This is a genomic window from Flavonifractor sp. An82 (genome assembly GCF_002159265.1).
Lineage (GTDB): Bacteria > Bacillota > Clostridia > Oscillospirales > Oscillospiraceae > Flavonifractor.
The window spans coordinates 36548-63388 of the sequence record NZ_NFHG01000016.1; the positions used below are offsets into that span (position 1 = coordinate 36548).

At 61.6% G+C, this 26841-nt stretch carries 23 protein-coding genes; 5 read left to right on the forward strand and 18 right to left on the reverse strand.

The genetic code is table 11. The annotated features are described in order from the left end of the window. Window positions 1-9: 9 nt before the first annotated feature. The gene (gene dinB, locus B5G34_RS14035) at window positions 10-1242 is read left to right on the forward strand and encodes a DNA polymerase IV (protein ID WP_087338802.1); all 1233 of its coding nucleotides are present in this window, start codon (window positions 10-12) and stop codon (window positions 1240-1242) included. A 199-nt stretch (window positions 1243-1441) separates the two neighbouring features. Continuing rightward, window positions 1442-2812, forward strand: a complete 1371-nt coding sequence (locus B5G34_RS14040; RefSeq protein WP_087338805.1) for a radical SAM protein — start codon at window positions 1442-1444, stop codon at window positions 2810-2812. Window positions 2813-2891: 79 nt separating this feature from the next. Here the strand turns inward: B5G34_RS14040 and B5G34_RS14045 are convergent, their stop codons facing one another. The 6 genes from B5G34_RS14045 to larA all read right to left on the reverse strand — a co-directional run bounded on the left by B5G34_RS14045 (window position 2892) and on the right by larA (window position 9708). Next, window positions 2892-3605 carry an FCD domain-containing protein gene (locus tag B5G34_RS14045; protein ID WP_087338808.1) on the reverse strand — a complete coding sequence of 238 codons (714 nt, stop codon included), beginning with the start codon at window positions 3603-3605 and terminating at the stop codon, window positions 2892-2894. 217 nt (window positions 3606-3822) lie between these two features. Next, a complete protein-coding gene (locus tag B5G34_RS14050; protein WP_087338811.1) occupies window positions 3823-4965 on the reverse strand; it encodes an acyl-CoA dehydrogenase in 1143 nt (380 codons plus the stop codon). 135 nt (window positions 4966-5100) lie between these two features. Next, the gene (locus tag B5G34_RS14055; protein ID WP_087338814.1) at window positions 5101-6105 is read right to left on the reverse strand and encodes an electron transfer flavoprotein subunit alpha/FixB family protein; all 1005 of its coding nucleotides are present in this window, start codon (window positions 6103-6105) and stop codon (window positions 5101-5103) included. A gap of 15 nt (window positions 6106-6120) precedes the next feature. After that, window positions 6121-6927, reverse strand: a complete 807-nt coding sequence (locus B5G34_RS14060) for an electron transfer flavoprotein subunit beta/FixA family protein (protein ID WP_087338817.1) — start codon at window positions 6925-6927, stop codon at window positions 6121-6123. 22 nt (window positions 6928-6949) lie between these two features. Beyond that, the gene (locus tag B5G34_RS14065) at window positions 6950-8371 is read right to left on the reverse strand and encodes an FAD-binding oxidoreductase (protein ID WP_087338820.1); all 1422 of its coding nucleotides are present in this window, start codon (window positions 8369-8371) and stop codon (window positions 6950-6952) included. A 62-nt stretch (window positions 8372-8433) separates the two neighbouring features. Beyond that, complete coding sequence (gene larA / locus B5G34_RS14070; protein ID WP_087338823.1) at window positions 8434-9708, reverse strand: nickel-dependent lactate racemase; 1275 nt, start codon at window positions 9706-9708, stop codon at window positions 8434-8436. Between the two features lie 389 nt (window positions 9709-10097). Between larA and B5G34_RS14075 the strand changes: the two genes are divergently transcribed. After that, window positions 10098-11657: an L-lactate permease gene (locus tag B5G34_RS14075; RefSeq protein WP_087338826.1), complete on the forward strand. Its 1560-nt coding sequence runs from the start codon at window positions 10098-10100 to the stop codon at window positions 11655-11657. A 74-nt stretch (window positions 11658-11731) separates the two neighbouring features. Here the strand turns inward: B5G34_RS14075 and B5G34_RS14080 are convergent, their stop codons facing one another. Together B5G34_RS14080 and B5G34_RS14085 are read right to left on the reverse strand one after the other, a co-directional pair. Further along, window positions 11732-12421 carry a 4Fe-4S binding protein gene (locus B5G34_RS14080; protein WP_087338829.1) on the reverse strand — a complete coding sequence of 230 codons (690 nt, stop codon included), beginning with the start codon at window positions 12419-12421 and terminating at the stop codon, window positions 11732-11734. Between the two features lie 134 nt (window positions 12422-12555). Then, window positions 12556-12804 carry an IreB family regulatory phosphoprotein gene (locus B5G34_RS14085; protein ID WP_087338832.1) on the reverse strand — a complete coding sequence of 83 codons (249 nt, stop codon included), beginning with the start codon at window positions 12802-12804 and terminating at the stop codon, window positions 12556-12558. Between the two features lie 208 nt (window positions 12805-13012). On the opposite strand from B5G34_RS14085, the gene B5G34_RS14090 reads away from it, so the two are divergent. After that, window positions 13013-13486: an RNA polymerase sigma factor gene (locus B5G34_RS14090; protein ID WP_087338835.1), complete on the forward strand. Its 474-nt coding sequence runs from the start codon at window positions 13013-13015 to the stop codon at window positions 13484-13486. Next, window positions 13483-14940 (forward strand): serpin family protein, encoded by a 1458-nt coding sequence (locus tag B5G34_RS14095; protein ID WP_087338838.1) that lies wholly within the window; start codon window positions 13483-13485, stop codon window positions 14938-14940. The genes B5G34_RS14090 and B5G34_RS14095 overlap by 4 nt, the downstream gene beginning before the upstream one ends. A gap of 41 nt (window positions 14941-14981) precedes the next feature. On the opposite strand, the gene cls is transcribed toward B5G34_RS14095, so the two are convergent. From cls to B5G34_RS14145, 10 genes are all read right to left on the reverse strand, one after another. Beyond that, window positions 14982-16526, reverse strand: coding sequence for a cardiolipin synthase (gene cls, locus B5G34_RS14100; RefSeq protein ID WP_204245956.1), 1545 nt, complete (start codon window positions 16524-16526; stop codon window positions 14982-14984). 31 nt (window positions 16527-16557) lie between these two features. Continuing rightward, window positions 16558-20034: a DNA polymerase III subunit alpha gene (locus B5G34_RS14105; RefSeq protein WP_087338841.1), complete on the reverse strand. Its 3477-nt coding sequence runs from the start codon at window positions 20032-20034 to the stop codon at window positions 16558-16560. A 37-nt stretch (window positions 20035-20071) separates the two neighbouring features. Beyond that, window positions 20072-20335: a hypothetical protein gene (locus B5G34_RS14110; protein ID WP_087338844.1), complete on the reverse strand. Its 264-nt coding sequence runs from the start codon at window positions 20333-20335 to the stop codon at window positions 20072-20074. A gap of 23 nt (window positions 20336-20358) precedes the next feature. Further along, on the reverse strand, window positions 20359-21252 hold the full coding sequence (whiA, locus tag B5G34_RS14115) for a DNA-binding protein WhiA (protein WP_087338847.1): 894 nt from the start codon (window positions 21250-21252) through the stop codon (window positions 20359-20361). A 13-nt stretch (window positions 21253-21265) separates the two neighbouring features. Next, window positions 21266-22282 carry a gluconeogenesis factor YvcK family protein gene (locus tag B5G34_RS14120; protein WP_087338850.1) on the reverse strand — a complete coding sequence of 339 codons (1017 nt, stop codon included), beginning with the start codon at window positions 22280-22282 and terminating at the stop codon, window positions 21266-21268. 13 nt (window positions 22283-22295) lie between these two features. Next, entirely contained in the window at window positions 22296-23156 is an 861-nt protein-coding gene (gene rapZ, locus B5G34_RS14125) for an RNase adapter RapZ (protein ID WP_087338853.1), read from the reverse strand. An 11-nt stretch (window positions 23157-23167) separates the two neighbouring features. Next, entirely contained in the window at window positions 23168-24082 is a 915-nt protein-coding gene (gene murB / locus B5G34_RS14130) for a UDP-N-acetylmuramate dehydrogenase (RefSeq protein ID WP_242957064.1), read from the reverse strand. A gap of 73 nt (window positions 24083-24155) precedes the next feature. Continuing rightward, window positions 24156-24905: a GH25 family lysozyme gene (locus tag B5G34_RS14135; protein WP_087338856.1), complete on the reverse strand. Its 750-nt coding sequence runs from the start codon at window positions 24903-24905 to the stop codon at window positions 24156-24158. A 142-nt stretch (window positions 24906-25047) separates the two neighbouring features. Next, the gene (gene brnQ / locus B5G34_RS14140) at window positions 25048-26343 is read right to left on the reverse strand and encodes a branched-chain amino acid transport system II carrier protein (protein WP_087338861.1); all 1296 of its coding nucleotides are present in this window, start codon (window positions 26341-26343) and stop codon (window positions 25048-25050) included. A gap of 277 nt (window positions 26344-26620) precedes the next feature. Next, on the reverse strand, window positions 26621-26791 hold the full coding sequence (locus B5G34_RS14145) for a 4Fe-4S binding protein (RefSeq protein ID WP_087189254.1): 171 nt from the start codon (window positions 26789-26791) through the stop codon (window positions 26621-26623). Window positions 26792-26841 lie beyond the last annotated feature (50 nt).

A 26841-nucleotide genomic window follows, 5' to 3' on the forward strand; every position in this document is an offset into this window, starting at 1 on the left:
GGGGCCGGAGTGGACCGGGTGATTTTCCACTGTGATCTGAACAGCTTTTACGCCTCGGTGGAGCTGCTGGACCATCCGGAGCTGAAGGACAAGCCGGTGGCGGTGTGCGGCGACCCGGAGAGCCGCCACGGCATCATCCTGGCCAAAAACGAGCCCGCCAAGCAGTATAAGGTCCAGACCGCCGAGACCATCTGGCAGGCCAGGCGGAAGTGCCCCGATCTGGTGCTGCTGCCCGCCCACCACTGGAAGTACCGGGAGTACTCCAAAAAGGTCAACGCCATCTACGAGCGGTACACCGACCTGGTGGAGCCCTTCTCCATTGACGAGAGCTGGCTGGACGTGACGGGGACCCTTCACCTCTTTGGGGGAGATGGGAAAGCCCTGGCCGATGAGATCCGCCGGGTGATCCGGCAGGAGCTGGGCCTCACCGTGTCGGTGGGGGTGTCCTTTAATAAGGTATTTGCCAAGATGGGCAGCGACTACAAAAAGCCGGACGCCACCACCGTTATCACCCGGGAGAATTTTCAGCAGCTGCTGTGGCCCCTGCCGGTGACCGACCTGCTCTTTGTGGGCCGGGCGGCGGCCCGGATTCTGGGGGGCTACGGGGTGCGTACCATCGGGGACCTGGCCGCCTTTGACCGGGACAGCCTGGGGGAGATCCTGGGGAAGGGGGGCTATACCCTCCACGACTACGCCACCGGCCGGGAGCATGCCCCGGTGATCGCCGCCCGGGATATGCCGGGGCCCAAGTCGGTGGGCAACGGCCTCACCTTTCCCCGGAATCTGATGGGGTGGGAGGAGCTGCGTACCGCCCTGTCCGAGCTGGCCGACGAGGTGGCGGCCCGGCTGCGCAAGCACGGACTGAAATGTACTACCGTGCAGATCACTGTCCGGGACCCGGCCTTCAAGGATATCTGCCGCCAGAAGCGGCTGGCCGCCCCCACCTATGTGTCCAGGGATCTGACCGACAGCGCCATGGAGCTGCTGCGGTCCTGCTGGAACGAGCGGCAGCCGGTGCGGGCCCTCACCATCACCGCCCAGAACCTGGTGGAGGAGGGGGACGCGGGGGAGCAGGTGGACCTGTTCGCCGCCGACGCCATCCCCCGCCGCGACAAGCTGGAAAAGCTGGAGAAGGCTATGGACTCCATCCGGGACAAATACGGCCGGGGGGCCATCTCCCTGGCCTCCGCCGTCCATCCGGAGGGGGAGAGGGAGGACCAGCGGCTGCCGCCCACCGACTGATATAATGTGTTATATCATATCACGACATGAGAAAAACTATATAAAACGTGAGGAAGATTTTGACACAAATTTAAGCAAACTGCCGTTTTTGTATAGAGTTTGGACAGGATGGGCCTTTTGTCTATTTTCATTTTTCGGCAAAAACGGTATCATAACCACAATGTTAGGTATAGTTATGCCGTGAAAGGGGAACAGAAAGATGAAAATTCCTGACAGTCTGACACGTTACGGCCTGGGTAAGGTCTTTGATTATCTGGACAAGGATCCCATGAACAACATGAGCAAGGTCATGGATCTGGTCAATAAATTTGCCGGCGACACCCTGTCCAAGCAGCGGGAAGCCTTTGACAACGTCATCAACGACAAGGATTCCTGCTGGCATCAGCTCATTGAGAAGGTGTGGACTCAGACCGATCCCGACGTGCTGAAGACCGTGTTCAACAACTTCTTCGTCAACGCCAACCTGGTGGGCTGGCCCAAGCAGGAGAAGATGCGGGAGAAGTACGGCTGCAACATCCCCTGGGCCATTCTGCTGGACCCCACCTCTGCCTGCAACCTGCACTGCACCGGCTGCTGGGCGGCGGAGTACGGCAACAAGCTGAATCTGACCTTTGACGATATCGACTCCATCATCACCCAGGGCAAGGAACTGGGCATCTATATGTACATCTACACCGGCGGCGAGCCCCTGGTGCGCAAGAAGGACCTGATCGCCCTGTGTGAGAAGCACAACGACGTGGCCTTCCTGTCCTTCACCAACGCCACCCTTATTGACGAGGAGTTCTGCCAGGATCTGCTGCGGGTGAAGAACTTCATCCCCGCCATCAGCCTGGAGGGCTTTGAGGAGGCCAACGACAGCCGCCGGGGCCAGGGTGTGTATGAGAAGGTCACCAATGCCATGGCCCTGCTGAAGAGCCACCACCTGCCCTTCGGTATCTCCACCTGCTACACCAGCGTCAACTACAAGGACATCACCAGCGAGGAGTTCTACGACAAGATCATCGATCTGGGCGCCTACTTTGTGTGGTTCTTCCACTATATGCCCGTGGGCAACGACGCCGCCCCCGAGCTGATGCCCACCCCCGAGCAGCGGGAGGAGATCTACCACCGCATCCGTGCCATGCGCCAGACCAAGGGCATCTTCGCCATGGACTTCCAGAACGACGGCGAGTATGTGGGCGGCTGCATTGCCGGCGGCCGCCGCTATCTGCACATCAACGCCAACGGCGACGTGGACCCCTGCGTGTTTATCCACTACTCCGACTCCAACATCCATGAGAAGACTCTGCTGGAGTGTCTGCAGTCCCCGCTGTTCATGGCCTACCATGACAACCAGCCCTTCAACGATAACATGCTGCGGCCCTGCCCCATGCTGGAGAACCCCGAGCGCATTGAGGAGATCGTCAACAAGACCGGCGCTCACTCCACCGATCCCCAGTCTCCTGAGACGGTGGAGCACCTGACCGCAAAGACCCATCCCTACGCCGACAACTGGAAGCCCACCGCCGACAAGCTGTGGGCAGAGTCCCATCCCGGCTGTGCCGGTTGCACCGCATGTAGCGGGAAGTAACTTACATCCATAAAAATGAGGCCCTGTCGCGATGTTGCGGCAGGGCCTCATTTTTATGGAATATCTGGTTGTGACAGAGCTACAGAATCTTGCGGCCTGCCAGTTCATATTTTTGAATGGAGGCGTTGACGATTTCAAAATGGGTAAAAGTAGCCCGGATGGCGCCCATTTCATCGTGATTTGTCAAAGCGGTGGCCAGCTGGATGTGGGCGTCGTGGAGCAGAACAGCCTGTTCTTTGTCGTCCATGATACGGACATAGACCGTGCCGATGAAATCGTTGACAGTGGCCCGGATCGCGCCAAACACCGAGCGGATCAGCTTATTGCCGGAGGCCTCGCACAGCAGGTTGTGAAATTCCTGGTCATAAAGGGAGGCTTTGGCTGCGTCAGGCTCCTCCCGCATCTTGACGGCCAGTTCCATCAGGCGGGCGGCCTGGCCGGGGAGGACCCGGTTGGCAGCCAGACGGGCGGTCTCGCTTTCCAGGCCGCGGCGCAGCTGGCTGACCTGCAGATAGTTGGTCTCGCCCAGCAGCAGCATCATGCGGAAGCTGGCGCTCAGGTTCTGCTCCAGGTCGCAGGTGAGGAAGTTGCCCGCCCCGTGGACGCTGGAGATAAAGCCCATCAGACTCATGGTGCGCAGGGCCTCCCGGACGGAATTGCGGCTGACACCCAGCAGTTCGGCCAGGTCCCGCTCCGGCGGCAGACGTTCGCCCCGTTTGAGATTGCCTTTCCAGATTTCGCTCTGGATATAATTTACCACTTTTTTATAGGTGCGTTCCGATCTTTCGTTCATGGAGCCTCCAAATGGTCGTTTTCTATAACTAACTTATTATATCACAAAAATGGAAAGGATACAACCAAAACCCGTGGGAGCAGGGGAGGGGGAAAGACAGAGACACCGGCAAGGTGGATCAGCCTTGTCGGTGTCTCTGCGTTCATATGGAGGAAGACGATACGCGGAGCAGGTCCGCGAGAATAAACCGGGCAAGCGGTTTATTCACAAAAGGAAATTATTTGACGCCCATCCAGCCGGAGATGACCATACGCTGGACCTCGCTGGTGCCCTCGTAGATCTCGGTGATCTTGGCGTCGCGCATCATGCGCTCAAAGGGATACTCACGGGTATAGCCGTAGCCGCCTACCAGCTGTACGCAGCGGCGGGTTACATCGCTGGCAGTCTCAGAGGCAAAGAGCTTACCCATGGCAGCCAGATGGCTGTAAGGCTCGCCGTCCTGCTTGGCCTGGGCGGCGCGGTAGATGAGCAGCCGGGCGGCGTCCACCTTGGTCTGCATATCGGCCAGCTGGAACTGGGTATTCTGGAACTGGCTGATCCGCTTACCGAACTGGATGCGCTCCTGGGTGTACTTGACGGTCTGGTCGATACAACCCTGAGCGATGCCTAGCGCCTGGGCGCCGATGCCGATGCGGCCGCCGTCCAGGGTCATCATGGCGATCTTGAAGCCCTTGCCAATCTCACCCAGCAGGTTCTCCTTGGGCACCTTGCAGTTGTCAAAGATCAGCTCGCAGGTGGAAGAGCCCCGGATGCCCATCTTCTTCTCGTGGGCGCCTACGCTGAAGCCCGGGGTGTCCCGGTCCACGATAAAGGCGGAGATGCCCTTGGTGCCCAGGGACTTGTCGGTCATAGCGAAAATCACAAACACGGAGGCATAGCCGGCGTTGGTGATGAAGATTTTGGAGCCGTTGATGAGCCAGTGATCGCCCTTGTCCTCGGCAGTGGTCTTCTGCATGGCGGCGTCGGTACCGGCGCCGGGCTCAGTCAGACCGAAAGCGCCCAGCTTCTCGCCGGAGCACAGAGCGGGCAGATACTTCTGCTTCTGCTCCTCAGTGCCGAAGTGCTCAATGGGCCAGCAGCACAGGGAGGAGTGGGCAGACACCATGACGGAGGTGGTGGCGCAGTGCTTGGCCAGCTCCTCACAGCAGGCGATATAGGTCAGATAGCTCAGGCCAGCGCCGCCGTACTCCTCAGGATAGGCGATGCCCATCATGCCCATGTCGGCCAGCTTGTGCCAGGTCTCCTCGGGGAAACGCTCCTGCTCGTCGATCTCGGCGGCCAGGGGAGCCACCTCCTTGACGGCAAAGTCATGGAGCATATCAATGATTTCCTGCTCTTCTTCGTTAAACTTAAAATCCATAACGCAGCACTCCTTATGAATGGCGCGGGCCCGGCCCGGATGATTCCGGCGGGAAGGGGATGGGGGAGAAGGGAAGAGAAGGTGCCGCCCGAACGCTGGGCCCCAGGTCCGCATAGGTGATTTGGAAAATCTGGATCAGCCCTTGCGCTTCTTGATCTCGGCGGTGAGGGCGGGCAGGACCTCAAAGAGGTTGCCTACGATGCCATAGTCGGCCACGCCGAAGATGGGGGCGTCGGCGTCCTTGTTGATGGCCACGATCACATCGGAGGCGCTCATACCGGCCAGGTGCTGGATGGCGCCGGAGATGCCGCAGGCAATGTACAGCTTGGGGCCTACGGTCTTGCCGGTCTGGCCCACCTGATGGGAGTGAGAGATCCAGCCCGCGTCCACGGCGGCACGGGAAGCGCCCACGGTGGCGCCCAGGGCCTCGGCCAGCTCACGGACGGGGGCAAAGCCCTCGGCGCTGCCTACGCCACGGCCGCCGGCCACGATGATGTCGGCGCCCTCCAGATCCACCAGCTCGCCGGCGGTCTCCTTGATGACCTCCAGGATCTCGGTGCGGATGCCCTCAGCGGGGAAGGAGAAGTCCACCTTGGTGATCTCGGCCTTGGCCTCACCGGCGGCGGGCTTTTTGAACACGCCGGGACGGACGGTGCCCAGCTGGGGCCGGTGATCGGTGCACAGGATGGTGGCCATCAGGTTGCCGCCGAAGGCGGGACGGGTCCAGGCCACACAGCCGGTCTCCTCGTCAATGGCAAGGCCGGTGCAGTCGGCGGTCAGGCCGGTTTGCAGGCGGCTGGACAGCCGGGGACCCATGTCCCGACCGTTGGGGGTGGCGCCGATGAGCATGGTGGTGGGGCCATAGGTCTCCACCAGATGATCCAGGGCGGCCACATAGGCGTCGGTGGAGTACTGACGGAACTCCTCGCCATCCACATAGAGGACCTGGTCCGCACCGTGGCAGGCGGCCTCTTCCACCGCGGCCTTCACACCGCAGCCGATGACCACAGCCACCAGCTTGCCGCCCTGCTTGTCGGCCAGCTCCCGGCCGGGATTCAGCAGCTCAATGCCCACGTTCTTGGCGGAGCCGTCCTCTTTGGTCTCAACAAATACCCAAAGGTCCTTGGTTTTCGCTTCCATATTGTAACGCCTCCCTTAAATCACATGGGCCTCGCTCAGCAGCGTGAACAGCTTCTGAGCGGACTCTTCGCCGGTCTCTTCCTTGATGACCACACCGGCCTCCTTGCGGGGAGGCACAAAGGTCTTCTTGACCTTGGTGGGGGAGCCCTTCAGACCGGCCCGGGCGGGGTCGATGTTGGGCAGCTCGGCGGAGGTCAGGTTCTCAATGACAGCCTTGCGGGCGGCCATTTTCCGCTTGATGGTGGGGAAGCGGGGGTCAAAGGAGGGCTTGGTGAAGGTGATGAGGCAGGGAGTCTTGACACCAATGAGGTAGTTGCCATCCTCGCCCTCCTTCAGGATGTGCAGGGTACCGTCGGCATTGGTGGCCTCCAGGGCATAGGTAACCTGGGGATAGTTGAGCAGCTCGGCCAGCTCGGGGCCAACCTGAGCGGTATCGCCGTCAATGGCCTGCTTGCCGCAGAAGATAGCGTCAAACTTGAGCCCTTCCAGCTCTTCCACCTTGGAGATGGCGTTGTACAGGATGTAGCTGGTGGCCAGGGTATCCGACCCGCCAAACATCCGGTCGGTGACCAGATAGGCCTTGTCGGCGGCGATGGCCAGAGCCTCCCGCAGAGCGGCCTCCGCCTGCTTGGGACCCATGGACAGCACCACGATACGGGTGTCGGGGTCCTGGTCCTTGATGCGGGCGGCGGCCTCCAGGGCGTAGCCGTCAAAGGGATTGATGATGCTGGGGACGCCGTCCCGGACCAGGGTGTTGGTGACGGGGTCGATCTTGATCTCCGTCGTGTCCGGGACCTGCTTGATGCATACCAGAATATTCATAGCAAAGCTCCTTTCTCAGCGCTTACAGGGTGCAGCAGACCTTGCCGGGGTTGAGGATCATCTTGGGGTCAAAGACCTTCTTGATGCCCTGCATCAGGGCCATATTCACCGGTCCCACCGCCTCAGCCAGGTACTTGACCTTGCCGTAGCCGATGCCGTGCTCACCGGAGATCTGGCCGCCCAGCTCCATGGCCTTCTGATAAATGGCGCTGAGGAATTCATCCACCTGCTTGCGGAACTCGCCCTCATCCATGGTGTTGGAACACTCATAGATGTGCAGGTTACCGTCGCCGGCGTGACCGAAATACTTGACCTCAAAGTCATACTTGCCCTTGATCTCATTGACAAAGGCCACATAGGGGGCAATCTTGTTAACGGGCACCACCACGTCACATTCGTCCAGCAGCTTGGTCTGCTCCTCAATGCCCTCCAGGAAGGAGGAACGGGCAGCCCAGGCATCCTTCAGCTTGGGCGGGGTGTCGGCAATGAGCACGTCCAGCGCGCCCTCTTCCACCAGCATCTCGGCGGCGCTCTCCACGATGGGGTCCAGCTCGTCCATGGACTCGCCGTCGAAGGTGAGCAGCAGATAAGCACCGGCCTCCACGCCCTCGATCTGGCGGGGGAAGACCTGCTTGCCCAGATATTCCTCGGAGGAGACCAGAATCTCCTTCTCAAAGAACTCCACAGCCTGGGGCTTGAAGTGGTGCATGAACACCTTGGGTACGGTGGAGATACAGGCGTCCAGGTCCTCAAAGGGCACGATAAGGCTGACGGTGGCCTTGGGGGCGGGGATGAGCTTCAGGGTCATCTCGGTGATGATACCCAGGGTACCCTCGGAGCCAACCATCAGGTTGGTCAGGCTGTAGCCGGAGCTGGTCTTGGAGACGGTGCTGCCGAAGTGGGTGATCTCGCCGGTGGGGAGGACCACGGTCATGGCCCGGACATAGTCACGGGTGGCGCCGTACTTTACGGCCCGCATACCACCGGCGTTGGTGGCCACGTTGCCGCCCAAGGTAGCCATCTTCTCGCCGGGATCGGGGGGATAGAGGCAGCCGTGGGTAAGGGCGTCGTCGGCCAGCTGCTGGAGGAGGACACCGGGCTGAACGGTGACGGCGAAGTTCTCCAGGTCATAATTGAGGATCTTATTCATCCGCATGGTACACAGCACCACGCCGCCGCACACGGGGGTGCAGCCGCCCACCAGACCGGTACCGGCGCCCCGGGTGGTAACGGGGATGTTGTTATCATAGCAGATCTTGACAATACCGGCCACCTCTTCGGTGGTGAGCACATCGATGGCTACCTCGGGCATTTTGACGCCGTAGATGGGCATCTCGTCCCGGGCATAGTCGGGGTTCACATCCTGACCGACCACCACACGGCCGGGGACGACTTGCTCCAGCTGGGCAATGATTTCAGGCGTGACGGAATTGTACGTTGCCATAAGTAAAACCTCCTCCATATTGCTGTTACTTCAAAATGAAAGACTAATATGCGAGAAAAAACTTACTCCCGCACCATCACCGAAATACCGTTGGGAATGACCACCAGATGGGCATCCGGTCCCTTGGCCTGACGGGCCCGCTCCAGAGCGGTGTCCACATCGGGGGCCCACTCCATCTTCATGTCCTCAATGGTCTGGCGCTGCTCGGGCACGGTGACGTAGATCACGCGGTGCTTACACAGCACCCGGGCCAGGATCTGGAACTCCCACTGGTCGGGCTTGGTGTGGTCCTGAGGCGTGGCCAGAATCTCCTTGGTCAGGGCCTGGGGGGAGGAGGCGTCCCGCAGGGCATGATAGAAACTGTCCCCGCCGGCCCCGTCCATGCAGGAGCTGACCATGATGAGCACCCCGCCCTCGGCTGCGGCGGCCTCCGCCGCAGTGAGGCCCTTGACGCTCTGGTAGATATTCTGATCCAGGGGGTAGCCGCCGTTGCTGGAGATGACGATATCGCCCCGGCGCTCCGGCTTGACCTGACAGTAGCCCAGCAGGAAGTCGCAGCCTTTGCGGTGGGCGGTCTCCGGGTCGCCGGCAAAGGCGGCCACTACCTTTTTGTCCTCATCGATAATGACATTTACGATATAAGCCAGCTTGGCCATCTTGGCGGCGGCCAGCATATCGGTGTGAAGGGGATTGCCATCCAGTACGCCGGTGCGGGCGTAGGGGGAGGCGATGAACTTGGAGCAGTGATTGCCCAGTACGGTGACCTGATCGCACACGCCGGGGAGCACACTCTTGCGGCCGCCGGAGAAGCCGGCGAAGAAGTGGGGCTCAATGAAGCCCTCGGCCACCAGCAGGTCGGTTTCCACCGCCAGCCGGTCAATCACACAGTCGGCGCCGGAAGGGAGCACGCCGATTTTCACATTGGAGGCGGGGTCCCGGCTGTCATGGATCACAATCTTCTCATGCTCCACAATGTCCTCGCCCAGCTTGCCCACCAGCTCTTCCTTTGTGGTGGGTCGGTGGAAACCGGTGGCCACCAGCAGGGTGATCTGGATGTTGGGATTGCCCCGGCGCAGCTCCGCCAGCATGTGGGGCAGGATATGCTTGCTGGGAACGGGACGAGTATGGTCGCTGATGATAATGGTACAGGTCTGCTTTCCGGCGGCCAACACATACAGGGGTTTGGATTGAATGGGGGAGGCCATGGCGGTCAGAACCAGACCGTCTTCGGTGTCAGAGGCGGTCAGCTCCCCAATGTGGGAGGTGAGGACCTCTGCCCCGGACAGATCGGCGTGAAGGGTCATGCCGGCTGTTCCGAAGGGGATCGTAAGTGCCATTGCAGTTACCTCCTTAGCGTATCAGATCATGGTGGTTAAATTGGTTCGACCACTTTGTTGCTGACAACACTTTACCACATTTTTAGAAAAATGCAATCCCTGGTTTTCATTTTCTCACATATCCCCAAAAATGACATCTGAATTTATGCAAAGTGATAATTTTAGCATAAATGAACGAAAAGGAGTGGACATTTTATACAGTTGAGCCTATACTAAAACCACACAGTTTATCGCGGGGTCCATTTTGTTCCAGCGGGCCAGATGGAAAAAGGAGGGATTGGAGCGCCAAAGGCTTCTTTTTTTACCCCATAGTGGTAGAACCAATAGAAAGAAAAGTAACTGCCGCCCTCATTGGAGGACGGGAAGAGATGAAGGAGGTCCCGTTTTCTATGCCGTTACTGATGTCTGTCCTCACATTGCTGCCCATTGTCTGGCTGGTGATCGCCCTGGCGGTGCTCAAAATGCCGGGCCACCGGGCCTGCCTGATCGCCCTGGTGATTGCCGCTGTACTGGCCCTTACCCTGTGGAAGATGCCGCCGGTGGACTGTGTGACCTCGGCGCTGGAGGGCTTTGCGGCGGCATTGTGGCCCATCATCCTGGTCATTATCGCCGCGATCTTCACCTATAATCTTTCTCTTCGTACCGGCGCTATGGACGTCATCAAGCGAATGCTGTCCAATGTGTCGGGGGATAAGCGGGTCATCATCCTGCTCATCGGCTGGTGCTTCGGCGGCTTTCTGGAGGGTATGGCCGGCTTTGGTACCGCAGTGGCGATTCCTGCCGGTATGCTGGCCGGTATGGGTATGGACCCGGTTCTGTCCTGTCTGGTGTGTATGTTGGCAAACGCCTTCCCCACAGCCTTCGGCTCTGTTGGTATCCCTACCACTACGCTGGTCAGCGTCACCGGCCTGGATGCCATTCCGCTGGCCTTCACCACCGTGGTGGAGATGGCGCCCTTTATGATCCTTATGCCCTTCCTAATGGTCATCGCCGGAGGCGGCGGAATCAAGGCTCTGAAGGGCGTGGTGGGCATTACGCTGGTGGCTGGGCTGTCCTTCCTTCTGCCTGAGCTGCTGGTGTCCTACTTCCTGGGGCCTGAGCTGACTGTGGTAGTGGGTAGCGTGGTTTCCCTGGTCTGTACTTTGTTGATGGCCCAGACCCGCAAGGGCAAGGCCATTCCCCAGGAGTATCAGATGACAGGAGGCCAGACTGCCCAGGAGGCAAAGGGGAGCGCCATGTCTCCGTTGGTTGCCTTCCTGCCTTTCCTGCTGATTTTCATCCTGCTGCTGGTGACCTCCAAGCTGGTGCCGCCGGTCAACAGCTTTTTGGCCCAGTTCTCCTCTTCCTTCCAGATCAGTACCTCGGCGGCGGCGGGTTTGACCTCCTTCAGCTGGGTGAATACCCCCGGTGTAATGATCTTTGTGGCGGCCATCATCGGAGGGATTGTCCAGAAGGCCAGTGCCAAGCTCATGTGGCAGACCTTCCTGGATACCCTGAAGCAGATGAGCCGCACCATCATCACCATCATGGCGGTGCTGGCGGTGGCCAAGATCATGACCTACTCCGGCATGATCTCTGATATGGCCGGCCTGTTTGTCTCCATCACCGGTGTGTTCTATCCCTTTGTCTCTCCCATCATTGCTGCCATCGGCGCCTTTGTCACCGGCAGCGGTACCAATACCGAAGTACTGCTGGGCCGGCTTCAGTCGGAGGCGGCGGTGGCCATTGGGGCCTCGCCCTACTGGCTGGCGGCGGCCAATTCGGTGGGCGCGGGTATCGGTAAGATCCTTTCGCCCCAGTGCATCGCCACCGCCGTGGCGGCAGTGGGCCTGGTGGGTCAGGACAGCAAGGTGCTGGCCGCCGTGCTGAAGTGGGCGCTGCTGATGCTGGTGCTGGCCTGTATCCTGGTGGGCTGCTTCCAGTGGGTTGCCCCCTATCTGGTGGGGTAAGCGTATCAGTATAAAAATCCCCTGTGGAAACCTGTTTTTCAGGGTATCCACAGGGGATTTTGCTGTCTGGTATGTTATTGCAGGGTACCGTCGGGGGAAATCACCACCACATGGAGAGGAATGTCCTTTCCGCTGGCAGCTACAGCGGTCTGAACCGCCCGCTGGATGCCTCCGCAGCAGGGTACCGTCATGCGGACCACGGTGACGCTCTTCACGTCGTTGCCCGCCAGAATGGCGGTGAGCTTCTCGGTATAGTCTCCCTCGTCCAGCTTGGGGCAGCCGATGAGGGTCACACGGCCCCGGATGAAGTCCTGATGGAAGTTGCCGTAGGCGTAGGCGGTGCAGTCGGCGGCAATGAGCAGGTGGCAGCCGTCAAAGTAGGGGGCATTTACCGGGGCCAGCTTGATCTGCACCGGCCACTGGCGCAGCTGGCTGGGCACGGCACCGGCAGCAGGGGAGGGAGCCTCCTCCCGGCAGATGGTCCGGCTCATGCTGCCGGGACAGCCGCAGGCCAGGGGCGTTGCCTTAGCAGCCTTGGCGGCCATAACGGCGGCGTGGTCGTAGGCGGGCGCCTCCCGCTCCTCAAAGGTAATGGCGCCGGTGGGGCAGGCGGGGAGACAGTCTCCCAGACCGTCGCAGTAGTCCTCCCGGGTCAGCCTGGCCTTGCCGTCCACCATCTCAATGGCCCCCTCGTGGCAGGCAGCGGCGCACAGGCCGCAGCCGTTGCACAGGGCCTCGTCGATCTTTATGATTCTGCGCTTCATTGTAAACGCCTCCTTGTGTTGTGTGTGACAAGCATATCAGAGAAGAGCTGCCCTTTCTGTTGCAGGAGCAACAAGAACTGAAAAAATACACCCGCGCCGTCATGGCGCGGGCGTATCCAGTCCATCTGTGAACATCAGTCCCTGAGGTACTGCTTGACCAACTCCTGCAGCAGCTCGTCCCGATCCAGCTTGCGGATCAGGGCGCGGGCGTTGTTGTAGTTGGTGATATAGGTCGGGTCCTCCGAGAGGATGTACCCCACGATCTGATTGATGGGGTTGTATCCTTTCTCCTGAAGGGAGCTGTATACGGAGGTCAGCACCTCTTTGATCTCAGGGTCCTTTTCATAGCGGATGCTGAATTTACGGGTATAATCCGGCTCCATACCTGTCACACCTCCCGGTTAAAATCTAATATTCATTGTAGCGGAAAAAGCGGCCGCTGTAAAGGGGCCCCATGAAAATTTATCAATCTTTAAGATGTTGGTAAGAAAAACGGCCGGGCGGCGCAACCATTTGCGCCATGCTGTGGTATTATAGTGTCAGTGAGAAATCGACGTGATCCGGATGCCTGAAAAAGAGAGGTGAAGCCCCATGACAGACGAGAGGAACGCCCGGGCCCAGGTGGAGCGCTGGGGGGATATGGTGTGGCGGCTTGCTCTGGCCCGCACCCGCCACATCCAGGACAGTGAGGACGTGTTTCAGGAGGTGTTCGCCCGTTTCTTCCGCCATGAGGGGGAGCTGGACAGCGACGAGCACCGGAAGGCCTGGCTCATCCGCTGCACCCTCAACTGCACCAATACCCTGCTGTCCGCCCGCTGGCGGACCCATCTGCCCCTGGAAGAGGCAGTGACCCGGGCCATGGAGCCTGAGGACCGGACGGTCTACCAGGCGGTGCTGGCCCTGCCGAAAAAATACCGCACCGCCCTCCACCTGCACTACTATGAGGGTTACTCGGTGGAGGAGATCGCCGCCCTCACCGGGGCCAGAGCGGGTACGGTGAAGAGCTGGCTGTCCCGGGGGCGGGAGAAGCTGGCGGCGGAACTGAAAGGAGTGGACGGACCATGATGGATCGCTACCGAAAGGCCAATGACACCCTCCATCCCACCCCGTCGGCGGCGGAGCGGGCGGTACAGGGGAAGCCTCCCAGGCGGAAGAGAAAGCCCCTGAAAGCCCTGGTGCCTGCCGGGGTGGCGGCAGTGGTGGCGGCGGTTCTGCTGGTGACCGGTATCCCGGGTCTGACCGGCGGCACGCTGGCCGCCTATGCCATTGCTCTGCCGGAGTACCCCGACCTGCCCCAGTGTCCCACCGAGCCCACAGGGAACAGCGAGGCGGCATGGGAGCAGTTCAGCCAGGACTACAGCGCCTATCGGGATGCTTGGTGGAACTACCAGAACGAGACGGACAGACTGTACGATACCCCGGAACTGACTGCCGCCCTGGCGGATTACACCGGCAGGAGTACCATCCTGGCTCTGGCGGGGGAGGGCAACCGGATCTATTCCCCCGTGTCCCTGTGGTTTGCCCTGGCTATGCTGGCGGAGACTACCGAGGGCCAGACCAGGCAGCAGGTACTGGACGCTCTGGGGGCCTCCGACGTGGAGCAGCTGCGGAGTTGGGCGGATACCCTGTGGCGCACCATCTACCGGGATGACGGCACCGCCGCGTCTTTGCTGGGTACCTCCATCTGGCTGGATGAGGATGTAAGCTTTCATCAGGATACCCTGGATGCGCTGGCGGGGCACTACTACACCGGATCCTTCCAGGTGCCGATGGGCACCGACGAGGCGGACAAGGCTATCAGCGATTGGGTGTCGGAGCAGACAAAGGGGCTCATCGGCTCCGAGGGTAAGGTGCTGGAGACCGATGAGCTGACCCTGGCGGTGCTGGCCTCCACCCTCTATTATAAGGCGGGCTGGATCGATGAATTTAACCCCGGCAGCACCGGGGAGGACCTGTTTACCGCCGCCGACGGCACAGAGACCAGGGTGGAGTTCATGCATAAGAACCAGAACGGTACCTTCCTGCGGCAGGACGGCTATCAGGCGGCCGCTCTGGGTACCAATTTTGGAGAGATGATCTTCGTGCTCCCCGACGAGGGGATCACCCCCGCCGACCTGCTGGCAAACCCGGATTTTCTGACCGAGGTCACCGATTTTGAAAACGGCATCTTTGGGGAGGTCCAATGGTCGGTACCCAAGTTCGACGTCAGCTCCGACCTGGACCTGAAACCCACCCTGACAGGCCTGGGCATTACCGACGTATTCGACCCGACGGTCTCCGATTTCTCCCCCCTCACCGACCTGGAGCCGGTGTGGCTGGATCAGGCCAAGCAGATCGCCCGGGTGAAGGTGGATGAGAACGGGGTGGAGGCCGCCGCCGTCACATTGCTGGAGGCAAATGGGGGATCTGCGCCTCCCGAGGGCCTGGAATACTGTATCATGGACCTGGACCGGCCCTTCCTCTTTCTCATCCGGGCCGGAGGCGTCACCCTCTTTGTAGGCGTGGTGGAGCAGGTATAAACACAGCCCCTGCGGCGAGGTGCCGCAGGGGCTCTTTTTGTTTACACCAGAGGGGCCAGCACCCGGAGGATGGACCGGAACAGCCGCCGGAGCCAGGAGCGCTCCAGGCACTGCTCCAGAGTGATCCGCTGACATTGCAGCTGGGTGGACCAGAAGTCGGCCTTGATGTCCAGAATGGTAAGGTCCTGATAGAGGAGCACCGCATCCTCAAAGTGGAGGAACATGCTGCGGTAATCCATGTTGATGGTGCCAACCACCCCCACCACGTCGTCGGACACCACGTTTTTGGCGTGGACGAAGCCGGGGGTGTACTCGAAGATCTGCACGCCCGCCTCCAGCAGGGACTGGTAGTGGGAGCGGGTCAGCTCAAACACCAGCTTCTTGTCGGGGATGTGGGGGGTGATGATGCGCACGTCCACCCCCGATTTGGCGGCGTTGCGCAGAGCGGTGTTGACGCTGTCGCTGACGATGAGATAGGGGGTCATGATATAGACGTACCGCTTGGCCTTGGAGATCAGGTTGAGGTACACCGTCTCGCCCACCGGCTCATTGTCCAGGGGATTGTCGGCGTAGGGCTGCACGAAGCAGTCATTCCCCAGGGCGGCCTCCGGGGGCAGGGAGGTGGGCCGCAGGGCGGCATAGTCCACGGCCACCTCCCGGATATACTCCCACATGGTGAGGAACATCACCGTCATGCTCCAGGCCGCCTCTCCCTTCACCAGAATGGCGCTGTCCTTCCAGTGGCCGAACCGGGATTTTTGGTTGATATACTCGTCGGCCAGATTGATGCCGCCGGTGAAGGCGGTGTGGCCGTCGATGATGCACAGCTTCCGGTGGTCCCGGTTGTTCATGCGGATGGAGATCACCGGCTTGAACCGGTTGAACACGCAGCAGGGGATGCCGGTCTCCCGCTCGAATTTGGCGGCGTAGTCAGCGGGCAGGGTGCCCAGGGAGCCTACGTCGTCGTAGATCACCCGCACGTCCACCCCAGCGGCGTGCTTTTCCTTCAAAATTTCAACGACGCTGTCCCAGAACACACCGGGGGCCAGAATGAAGTACTCCAGGAAAATATACCGCTGAGCCTTTTTCAGCTCCTCCAGCATGACGGGAAAGACGTCGTCCCCCAGGGGGAAATACCGGGTCCAGGTATTGGTATATACCGGGCAGCGGGCGTACCGCTCCAGGTAGCGGGCCTGGTTCACCGCATCCGCCCCCATGGCGGCCAGCTTGTGGGATTTGTAGTCCCCCTCCAGCTGCTCCAGCATGGTGCGGTCCATGCCCTGCATCTTGCGGCGCATCCGGGCGGACAGCTTGTTGCCGCCGCACAGCAGGTAGACCAGCCAGCCGAACATGGGGAAGAGGAGGATGGGGATGATCCAGCCAATTTTGTATCCCGGGTCGGTCTGCCGCCGGATGATGACCAGTACTGCCAGCAGGGACAGCACCACGCAGGCCCAGTACACATAGACGTAGTAGCTGGAGGCCCACACCATGGGCACCAGCAGCACGATGGCCTGCAAAAGGATCAGCAGGGCCACGATCACCGAGCGCTGAAAGAGAAAGGAAGATAGCTTTTTGATGTTCACAGGGTTACTCCTTGCCGCGAAACCGTATCAATTACTTTACCACCACATTGTCTGTTCCCAGCAGCTCCTTCAATTCCTCCACCAGGGCGGGATGGATGAGGCAGGGGGTGGACAGCAGCTTGCCGGTGTCGGCGCACCGCACCACCAGCTGCTCGGTGCCGGGGAACATGGTGAGCACCAGACGGATCTTCTTCCATCGGGAGTCCTCCAGACCGGGAATACGGATGTAGAGCTTTTTGGCTTTCGCCGCCGGCTGGGGCTGGTCCTCGCCGCCCTCCCGCAGGTGGTCCAGAGGCACCACCCGGTCGCACATAAGCTGGGGGGCCTTCTCATCCCGGACGGAGATGCGGCCTTCGGCCAGCAGGGGCACGTTCTCTTTCAGATAGGGGCCGCATTCCCCCAGGGCCCGGGCAAATACCAGCATCTCCATGGAGCCGGTGTCGTCCTCCAGGGTGACGTAGGCCATCAGGGTATTGTTGCGGGTGGTGCGGGTGCGGGAGGCGGACACCACACCGGCGATGGTCACCCGCTGCTCGTCCCGGAAGGTGGTGGGGCCGCCCTCCTGGGCAAAGTCGGAGAGGATGGCGCCGATGGAGGCCGCCTTCCGCTTCTTGACCAGGTCCCGGTACTCGTCCATGGGGTGGCCGGACAGGTAGAGGCCGGTGGTCTCCTTCTCCATGGTCATCAGCTCCCGGCGGGAGAACTCGGGGATGTTTTTCAGATTGAGTGGGGGGGCGTACTGGGGCTCGTCCCCACCGCCGCCGAAGAGGTCGAACTGCCCCTCCAGATTCTTGCGTTTGTTCTGGGCGATGGAGTCCACCAGGGACTCGTAGGCGTCCAGCAGCCGGGATCGGAAGAGACCCATGCTGTCAAAGGCGCCGCATTTGATGAGGCTCTCCAGCACCCGCTTGTTGAGATCGTGGTCAAACATCCGCTGGCAGAAGTCGGGGAAGGAGGTGAAGGCGCCCTTCTTCCGTTCTGTCAGTACGTCATTGATAAAGCCCCGGCCCACCCCCTTGACGGCCACCAGGCCGAAGCGGATGTGGTCGCCGGACACGGTGAAGTCGGCCCCCGACTCGTTGATGTCGGGAGGGAGGAGGGGGATGCCGCAGTCCTTGCACTCGGCAATGTACTCCGCCACCTTCTCGCTGGAGTCCAGCACCGAGGTGAGGAGGGCGGCCATGTACTCCTTGGTGTAGTGGCACTTGAACCAGGCGGTGTGGTAGGCCACGATGGCGTAGCTTACCGCGTGGGCCTTGTTGAATGCGTACTGGGCGAAGGCCTCGATCTCGTCGTAAATGTCCTCGGCGGTCTGCTGGGGGATGCCGTTGGCCATACACCCGGCGATGTTCCGCTCGGGATCGCCGTGGACGAAGGTGTGGCGCTCCTTTTCGATCTGGGCCTTCTTCTTCTTGGAGATGGCCCGGCGCACCATGTCGGCCTGGCCCATGGTGTACCCCGCCAGCCGGCGGAAGATCTCAATGACCTGCTCCTGATACACGATGCAGCCGTAGGTCACCGACAGAATGGGCTCCAGGGCGGGGTGCTTGTACTTCACCTTGTCCGGGTTGTGCTTGCAGGCGATGAAGCGGGGGATGGAATCCATGGGGCCGGGGCGGTAGAGGGCGATGATAGCGGTGATGTCCTCGATGTCGTGGGGCTTGAGACCCACGCACACCCCGGTCATGCCCGCCGACTCCATCTGGAACACGCCGGAGGTCTTGCCGTCGGACAGCATTTGGAACACCGCCGGGTCGTTGTCCGGAATGTCAGCCAGGGAGAAGCCGGGATTCTTCTGGGCCACCAGCTTCACCGTGTCGTCCAGAATGGTCAGGTTGCGCAGGCCCAAAAAGTCCATTTTTAAGAGGCCCAGCTCCTCCAGCGTGGTCATGACGTACTGGGTGACCACCGACTCGTCGTTCTTGGCCAGGGGCACATAGTCCATCACCGGGCGGCGGGTGATGACCACGCCGGCGGCGTGGGTGGAGGCGTGGCGGGGCATGCCCTCGATGGCCTTGGCGGTGTCGATGAGCTCCTTCACCCGGTCGTCTCCCTCGTAGAGGTCTTTGAGGGGCTTGGACAGCTTGAGAGCCTCATCCAGGGTGATGTGGAGGGCGCCGGGGCCGCTGGGCACCTGCTTGGCCACCGCGTCCACATCGGCGTAGGGGATATTGAGGGCCCGGCCCACGTCCCGGATGGCCCCCCGGGCGGCCATGGTGCCGAAGGTGACGATCTGGGCCACGTGGTCCTCGCCGTACTTGCGCTGGACGTACTCAATGACCTCCTGCCGCCGGCGGATGCAGAAGTCGATGTCGATATCGGGCATGGTGACACGCTCCGGGTTGAGGAAGCGCTCGAAGTAGAGGGAGTACTTCATGGGGTCCACGTCGGTAATGTTCATGCAGTAGGCCACCATGGAGCCTGCCGCCGAACCACGGCCGGGCCCCACCGGGATGCCCTGGCTCTTAGCATACCCGATAAAGTCGGAAACGATGAGGAAGTAGTCCACAAACCCCATCTGCCGGATGACCCCCATCTCGTAGGCCAGCCGGTCCCGGTAGCCCTCCGGGTCGTCGGGGTAGCGGCGCTGGTATCCCTCCCGGCACAGCTTCTCAAAGTAGGCGTCCCCGTTGGTATACCCCTCCGGCAGCTTGAATTCCGGCAGGTGATAGGTGCCGAACTGGAAGTCCATGTTGCACAGCTCGGCAATTTTCAGGGTGTTCTCCACCGCCTCCGGATACTCGGGGAAGAGGGCGGCCATCTCCTCGGTGGACTTGACGTACAGCTCGCTGGTCTCCATCTTCAGGCGGTTGGGGTCGTCCACCGTCTTGCCCATCTGGATGCACATGAGGGTGTCCTGCATCTGGGCGTCCTCCCGGCGGAGGTAGTGGGCGTCGTTGGTCACCACCAGGGGAATGCCGGTCTCCTGGTGGATGCGGATGAGTCCCTGGTTGATGGCGGGGTCGCCGGGCAGGTTGTGGTCCTGGAGCTCCAGGTAGTAGCCGTCCTCCCCGAACAGCTCCCGCATCTCCAGGGCGATGGCCTTGGCCCCCTCGTAGTCCCCGGCCAGGATGCGCCGGGGCACCTCGCCGGACTGGCAGGCCGACAGGGCGATGAGCCCGCCGCAGTGCTGGCGCAGCAGCTCCTTGTCGATCCGGGGGCGGATGTAGAAGCCCTCGGTGAAGGCGCAGGAGTCCAGATAGCACAGGTTGCGGTAGCCCTCCTCGTTGCGGCACAGCAGGATCAGGTGGTACATGGCGGCGTCCAGCTCGTGGACCCGGTCGGTGCGGCTCCGGGGGGCCACGTAGACCTCGCAGCCGATGATGGGCTTGATGCCCTCCGCCTTGCAGGCCTTGTAGAAGTCCACCACGCCGTACATGACGCCGTGGTCGGTGATGGCCACGGCGGGCTGGCCCAGCTCTTTCACCCGCTTGACCAGCAGGGGAATACGGCAGGCGCCGTCCAGCAGGGAAAACTCAGTATGGACGTGCAGGTGGACAAAGGACATAAGGTTACCTCCTAAGATCGGGGATGAAAGGGGCGGTTCAGCAAATGGTGACGGTGCGCTCGCACTTGGGGCAGGTCACTTCGCCCTCCAGCCGCACCTTCAGGGCCTCCTGAAGGAGCAGCTTTTTGCAGTGGGGGCAGCGGAGCTTGGCCAGGGACAGCACGCCCAGCACCATGCCCACCACCAGGGCCAGCACGAACAGCAGTATGATGCGCAGCACAAAGCTGAGCAGAATCAGTACCGGAATGGCCATGGTCAGGCCCCAGAAGATCTTTTTCCAGGTTTCATTCAGCTGGATCATCCGATCCATCCTCCTTTTTCTTGTTACGAGCGGGACAGCTCCATCAATTTACGCAGCCGGTGGTTGAAGGCAGATTTGGATACCGGAGGATCGCACAGCTCGGCCAGCTGGGACAGGGTGAGCTCCGGATGGGCCATCCGCAGGTCCACCGCCTCCTTCAGCTTGTCCGGCAGGTCAGCCAGCATGCCCCGCTCTTCCAGCTTGTAGATGGCCTCGATCTGGCCCTGGGCGGCGTCCACCGCCTTGTCCAGGTTGGCGGCGTCGCAGTTGACCCGGCGGTTGATGCTCCCCCGCAGGTCCTTTTCTGCCTTGGCGTTCATCAGCTCCATGGCGGCCAGGGGGGCACCCATGGCGGTGAGGAAATCTTCAATGGCGTTGCTCTGCTTGAAGTAGGTGATGGCGTTGGACTTGCGGCTGCTCTCCTTGGGGGAGAAGCCCATCTCCAGCAGCAGGGCGTGGAGCTCCCGGCTCACCGACCGGTGGGAGGTGGCCAGCTCCAGGTGGTAGCGTTTGGTCGGGTCGGTCACCGAGCCTCCCGCCAGAAAGGCCCCCCGCAGGAAGGCGGAGCGGCAGTGGTCCTCCTCCAGCACGGCAAAGTTGATGTGGTGGGCCAGATCCTCCGCCGGGTCGTGGCCGTAGACGGCCCACAGGGCGGACAGCTTGTCCCGGTCTGTGATGGAAAAGATGCGCTTGCCCGCCCCCTCAGCGGGCAGACGGTCAAAGCGCACCTGGAAGGCCTTCTGAAACAGCTGGGGGAGCCGCTGGGCAAATTCCGGCGACTCGGTGGTGATGCGCACCTCGGCGGCGGTGGACAGGGAGCAGTAGAGCAGTACCCCGTAGGCCTCCGCCTGGGCGCAGCATTTCTTGGTGAGGGGCGCGCGGCACAGCTCGGCCTTCACCTGGGTGGAAAATGACATGTTTCCGCCCTCCCTACAGCACACGGGTGGAGGCCCGCTCCTCGTACAGCTCCATCACCGCGGCGGACAGCCGGGCGAAGGAGTGGCGGGCGTAATCCAGGGTCTCGGAGGCCAGGGGCCGGGTGACCACCTCCACCCCCAGGGCCTCAATGGCCTCTTTGTCCACCACGATGGGGGCGGCATCCTCCTCCTTGTACCGCTCCAGCAGGCCGGGGCGCACCGGGGCAGAGTTGCACAGGCAGATGTCCACCAGGCCGGGACCGGAGTGGCGCAGCAGGGCCTTCACATGGTCGGAGGCCGTCATACCCTCGGTCTCGCCGTCCTGGGTCATAATATTGCAGATGTAGATTTTCATGGCCCTGGAGGCGCACACCGCCTCCGAGATGCCGTCCACCAGCAGGTTGGGGATGACACTGGTGTACAGGGAGCCGGGGCCCAGCAGGATCAGGTCAGCCTCCTCAATGGCCCGAATGGCCTCGGGCAGGGCATGGGGGTGCTCGGGCAGCAGACGGACGCTCTGGATGCGGCAGTCCTGGGCCTTTTTGAAGTCGCTGATCTTGGACTCGCCCTGGACCCGGGTGCCGTTTTCAAAGGTGGCCTCCAGTACCACGTCGGCGTTGGTCACCGGCAGTACCCGACCGGTGATGGCCAGGACCTGGCTCATTTTGGACACCGCCTCGTCGAAGGAACCGGAGATGCCGTTGAGGGCGGCCAGGATCAGGTTGCCGAAGGACTGGCCGGTGAGATTACCGGAGCCCTGGGGGAAGCGGTAGGTGAGCAGCTCCTGCATCAACGGCTCGGCGTTGGCCAGGGCCTCCATGCAGTGGCGGATATCCCCCGGCGGGGGCATGCCCAGATCCTGGCGCAGCATGCCGGAGCTGCCGCCGTCGTCGGCCACGGTGACGATGGCGGTGAGATTCTTGGTGTGGTTCTTGAGACCACGGAGCATGGTGGACAGGCCGGTGCCGCCGCCGATGGCGACGACCTTGGGCCCCTGGGCCCAGCGGCGTTCATAAAAGGACTGATACACGGCGGCTCCTCCTTTATGCCCGGGTCATATCCCGGTGATTTTCCGTGGCCTGATAGCCCTTCTGCTTGATGAACTCGGCCAGAGCGTGGGTGATGGCCACCGAGCGGTGCTGACCGCCGGTGCAGCCCACGGCGATGACCAGGGCGGCCTTGCCCTCCGCCACATAGAGGGGGAGGAGAAAGCCGATGAGATTCTCCAGGTAGTTCATGAATTCGGTGGTCTGGCGGTAGCCGAACACGAAATCGTATACCCCGTCGTCCAGACCGGTCTGGTGGCGCAGCTCGGCGATGTAGTAGGGGTTGGGGAGAAAGCGCACGTCGAACACCAGGTCGGCCTCGATGGGAATGCCGTACTTGAAGCCGAAGGAGGTGACGCTGACGCTCATCTCCGGGGTGTCGCCCCCGTGGCCGAAGAGCCGCAGTACCTCTCCCCGCAGCTTGGCGGTGGAAAGGGCGGAGGTGTCGATGATGTACTCCGCCCGCTGGCGGACGGGGGAGAGGACGGTGCGCTCCAGCCGGACGGCCTCGTCCAGGGAGTGGGCCGAGCCTGCCAGAGGGTGTCCCCGGCGGGTCTCCTTGTACCGCTTGATGATGGCCTCCACGCTGGCCTCCACAAAGAGGATCTTGTAGTCGCACCCCATCTCTTGCAGGGCGTCCAGGGCGGAGAAAAGCCCGTCGAAGGTCTGGCCGCCCCGAATGTCGGTGACCAGGGCCACCCGGTCGTACCGGGAGGGGTTGGCCATGCACAGCTCGGCAAACTTGGGGATCAGGGGGGCGGGCATATTGTCCACCACATAGAAGCCGATGTCCTCCAGGAAGGAGGCCGTCTTACTCTTTCCCGCGCCGGACAGGCCGGAAATAATGATAAAATCCATGGGAACTCACCTCAAAAGCCCAAAAACTTCACTTCTGGTTCCAGTGTCACGCCGGTCTCCCGGTACACAGTATTCTGAATCAGCTCCATGAGCCGGCGCACGTCGTCGGCGGTGGCGCCCCCCCGGTTGACCACGAAGCCGGCGTGCTTCTCGGACACCTGGGCCCCGCCGATGCCAACGCCCTTCAGGCCGCACTGCTCGATGAGGGCGGCGGCGAAATAGCCCTCGGGACGCTTGAAGGTGCTGCCGGCGGAGGGCAGGTCCAGGGGCTGCTTGGAGCGGCGCTTCTGGGCCAGCTCATCCATTTTGATCTTGATGAGGGAGGGGACGCCCTGGGCCAGTTCAAACTCGGCCTCCAGAATGAGCCACTCCGGGTGGTCGGTAAACAGACTGTGCCGGTAGGTGAGGGCGCACTCCTCCACAGGCAGGGTGACTACCTCACCGGCGTCGTTGAGGAAGGTGACGGAGGTGAGTACCTGGACCAGCTCGCCGCCGTAGGCCCCTGCGTTCATGGTGACGCCGCCGCCCAGGGTGCCGGGGATGCCGTGGGCAAACTCCAGACCGGTGAGGCCCTGTCCCCAGGCCGCCATGGCCAGCCGGGCCAGAGGAATGCCGCTCTCCGCCCGCAGACGGCGGTTGACCACCCTGGTCTGATCCAGCCCGGTGGTCTTGACGATAAAGCCGTCGAACCCCTGGTCGGACACCAGCAGATCGCTGCCGTTGCCCAGAAAGAAGGGAGAGATACCCAGCTCCCTGGCCGCCCGGACCGCGGCCACGGCCTCCTTCTGGGTGGCAGGCAGGGCCATGAGCCGGGCGGGGCCGCCGATGCGGAAGGTGGTGTGGCGGCTCATAGGCTCATACTCCCGCAGCTCCAGCTGGGGGGCGCGGCGGTTCAGTTCCTCGATCAGTGCAGTCATTTGGTCCATAGGGGCCTCCTTGCTGTAATACATCGTATCAAACAATATTATACCAAAAAGCGGGGCGGAATAGAAGCATGGGTTAGCTCAGCCCGAAGTCCTCAAACTCCGCTCTGCTGCCCCGGAACACGTTCAGGTCAATCAGGGGCTGGGCGCCGGAATAGCCCTCCAGCCGGGCGGAGTGGGAGTACTGCCAGAAATGCCACCGGGGCACCAGAGGGAACACGGTGGGGCTGGAGCACCACACAGGATAGTCAGCGTACTTGCTGCCGGACAGGTAGTTGTAGTAGGAGCGGTAGGTCACATAGAGAATGGGCTTGACGCCGTAGTGGGCCTCCAGCTTCTCCAGCAGGGGGTCCAGGATGGACTGGACCCGGACCTTGTCCGGGGGGTGCTCCAGGTATTCCCCATAGAACTCGATATCCACCACCGGGGGGAGGGCGCTCTGGGTGACCGGGACAGCCGAAATGAAGTTGTCGGCCTGAGTCTCGCCGGGGCTGTCGTAGCTGAGGAAGTGGTAGGCCCCGGCCCGGATGCCCGCCTCCGCCGCGCCGGTCCAGTTGGCGGAAAAGCGGGTGTCCTGAAGCAGGGAACCTTCAGTGGCCTTGATGAAGGCGAAGTCAACCCCCTGGTTTGCCAGGGCGGTCCAGTCCACCGTTCCCTGGTAGGAGGACAGGTCTACGCCGAAAACCTCCCACTGCTCCGGATCGGACTCATGGGAGTAGAGGATCAGACCCCGCCAGCGCAGCAGGAAAAAGCCCAGCAGGGCCAGGGCCGCCAGAACGAGCAGCACAAGGATGATCCGCCCCAGAATGCGGAAGAATCGTTTCAAACAGCATCACCAAATAGATAGGGTATCGATACGCACGACAGCGTGCTCAATAAATATTATCATACCCGGATACGGGGCAAAAGGCAAGCAAAACCAGCCGCCCGCAAAAAAAGCGCGCCGCAGCTTGCGGCGCGCCTTGAGATCAAGCGGTTTGTTTTCGACCGGACAGGAGCAGGCCCAGCAGGATGCCTGCCACAGCGGGCAGCACCCAGCCCAGGTCAATGGATGCCAGAGGCACCGCGTCCAGGAAGTCCAGAGGCAGCCCGGCGCTCTGCAGGGCGTAGAGCAGGCTGGCCACGCCGGTAAAGAGGATGGACACCGGATAAACCAGCCGCCGTCCCTCCAGCCAGCGCTGGAAGAAGGACAGGGCGATGAGCACGATGGCCATGGGGTAGAGCACCCCAAGCACCGGGGCGGACACCGAGATGATCTGGGCCAGACCGGCGTTGGAGATCACCATGCTGACTACGGCGAAGAGTACTGCCCAGCCCCGGTAGCTCAGCTTGGGGAAGAGCTTGTGGAAGAACTCGCCGCAGGAGCTGATGAGGCCCACGCACACGTTGAAGCAGGCGATGATGAAGATGGCGGCCAGCAGGGCGTTGCCCACAGGCCCGAAGAGCAGGCCCACCACATTGGTGAGGGCGGCGGCTCCGTCGGTGGGATTGGGGATGGCGCCGCCGGACAGGGCGCCGATGTGAGCCAGCATGGCATACACGATAAGCAGCATCACCCCGGCGATGATACCGGAGCGGATGGTGCCCTTCACCACGGCGCTCTCCTCTTTCACCCCTCTGGCCCGGATATTGACGGCGATGACGATGCCGAAGGCCAGGGCGGCGATGGTGTCCATGGTCTGGTAGCCCTCCAGAAAGCCCTTGACCACCGGGTGGGTCACATAATCCCCGGAGGCGGCGCCGTAGCCCGACAGGGGATTGACGAGACAGCCGGCGAAGGTGACCACGATCAGGACCACCAGGATGGGACACATGATCTTGCCCAGCCGGTCGGTGAGCTTCTCCGGCCGCAGGGCGATGAACAGGGCGGCGGAAAAGAATACCAAAGAATAGATCAGCCGGAAGAGGGACAGCGGGGCGTCCGGTCCGGCAAAGGGTGGGATAGCCATTTCAAAGGAGGTGGTGGCGGTGCGGGGAATGGCCAGACAGGGACCGATGGCCAGATAGGCGGCGATGGTGAAGGCCATGGAAAACAGGGGGTGGACCCGGCTGCACAGGGTATCCAGACCGCCGGACCGGGCCACAGCCACCACGCCCAGCACCGGCAGACCTACGGCGCTGATGGCCAGACCTACAAAGGCGGGCCAGGTGGCGGTGCCCGCCTGGGCGGCAATGCCCGGGGGGAAGATCAGGTTGCCCGCACCAAAAAACATGGAAAACAGTGTGAAGCCCACCAGAAGCAGGTTTTTGCCCTTGAGCTGCATAGTATCCTCTCTTTCTGCGTGAAAGGGCCTAGGCCTTGTTTGAATATTGTCAACAAGCCCAATCGCCGGGCCTTTTGCCCCCTGGGCGGCACAATTTTTCCTTGAAATCCGTCAGGATTCCTGCAAAAAAATTGCTTGCCAGCGGCCAAAATTCCTCGCCGCTGGGCATATCGCCAATATTCAAACAAGGCCTTGACGACCCCATGAAATTTTGCATGGAAGTAAAAACAGCGGCATACCAGTGGTATGCCGCTGTTTTCTTTACGCAGTGCGCCAATTAGCCCTGGGAAATAGCACCCGTGGGGCAGGTGTCGGCACAAGTACCGCAATCGATGCAGGAACCGGCGTCGATCACGTAGTGGTCATCGCCCTGAGCGATAGCACCAACGGGGCAAGCGCCCTCGCAAGCGCCACAGCTCACGCAAGCGTCGCTGATGACATAGGCCATCGGATCCACCTCCAAACTTCAAAGCTAACGCTATTGTATCATAACTTTTC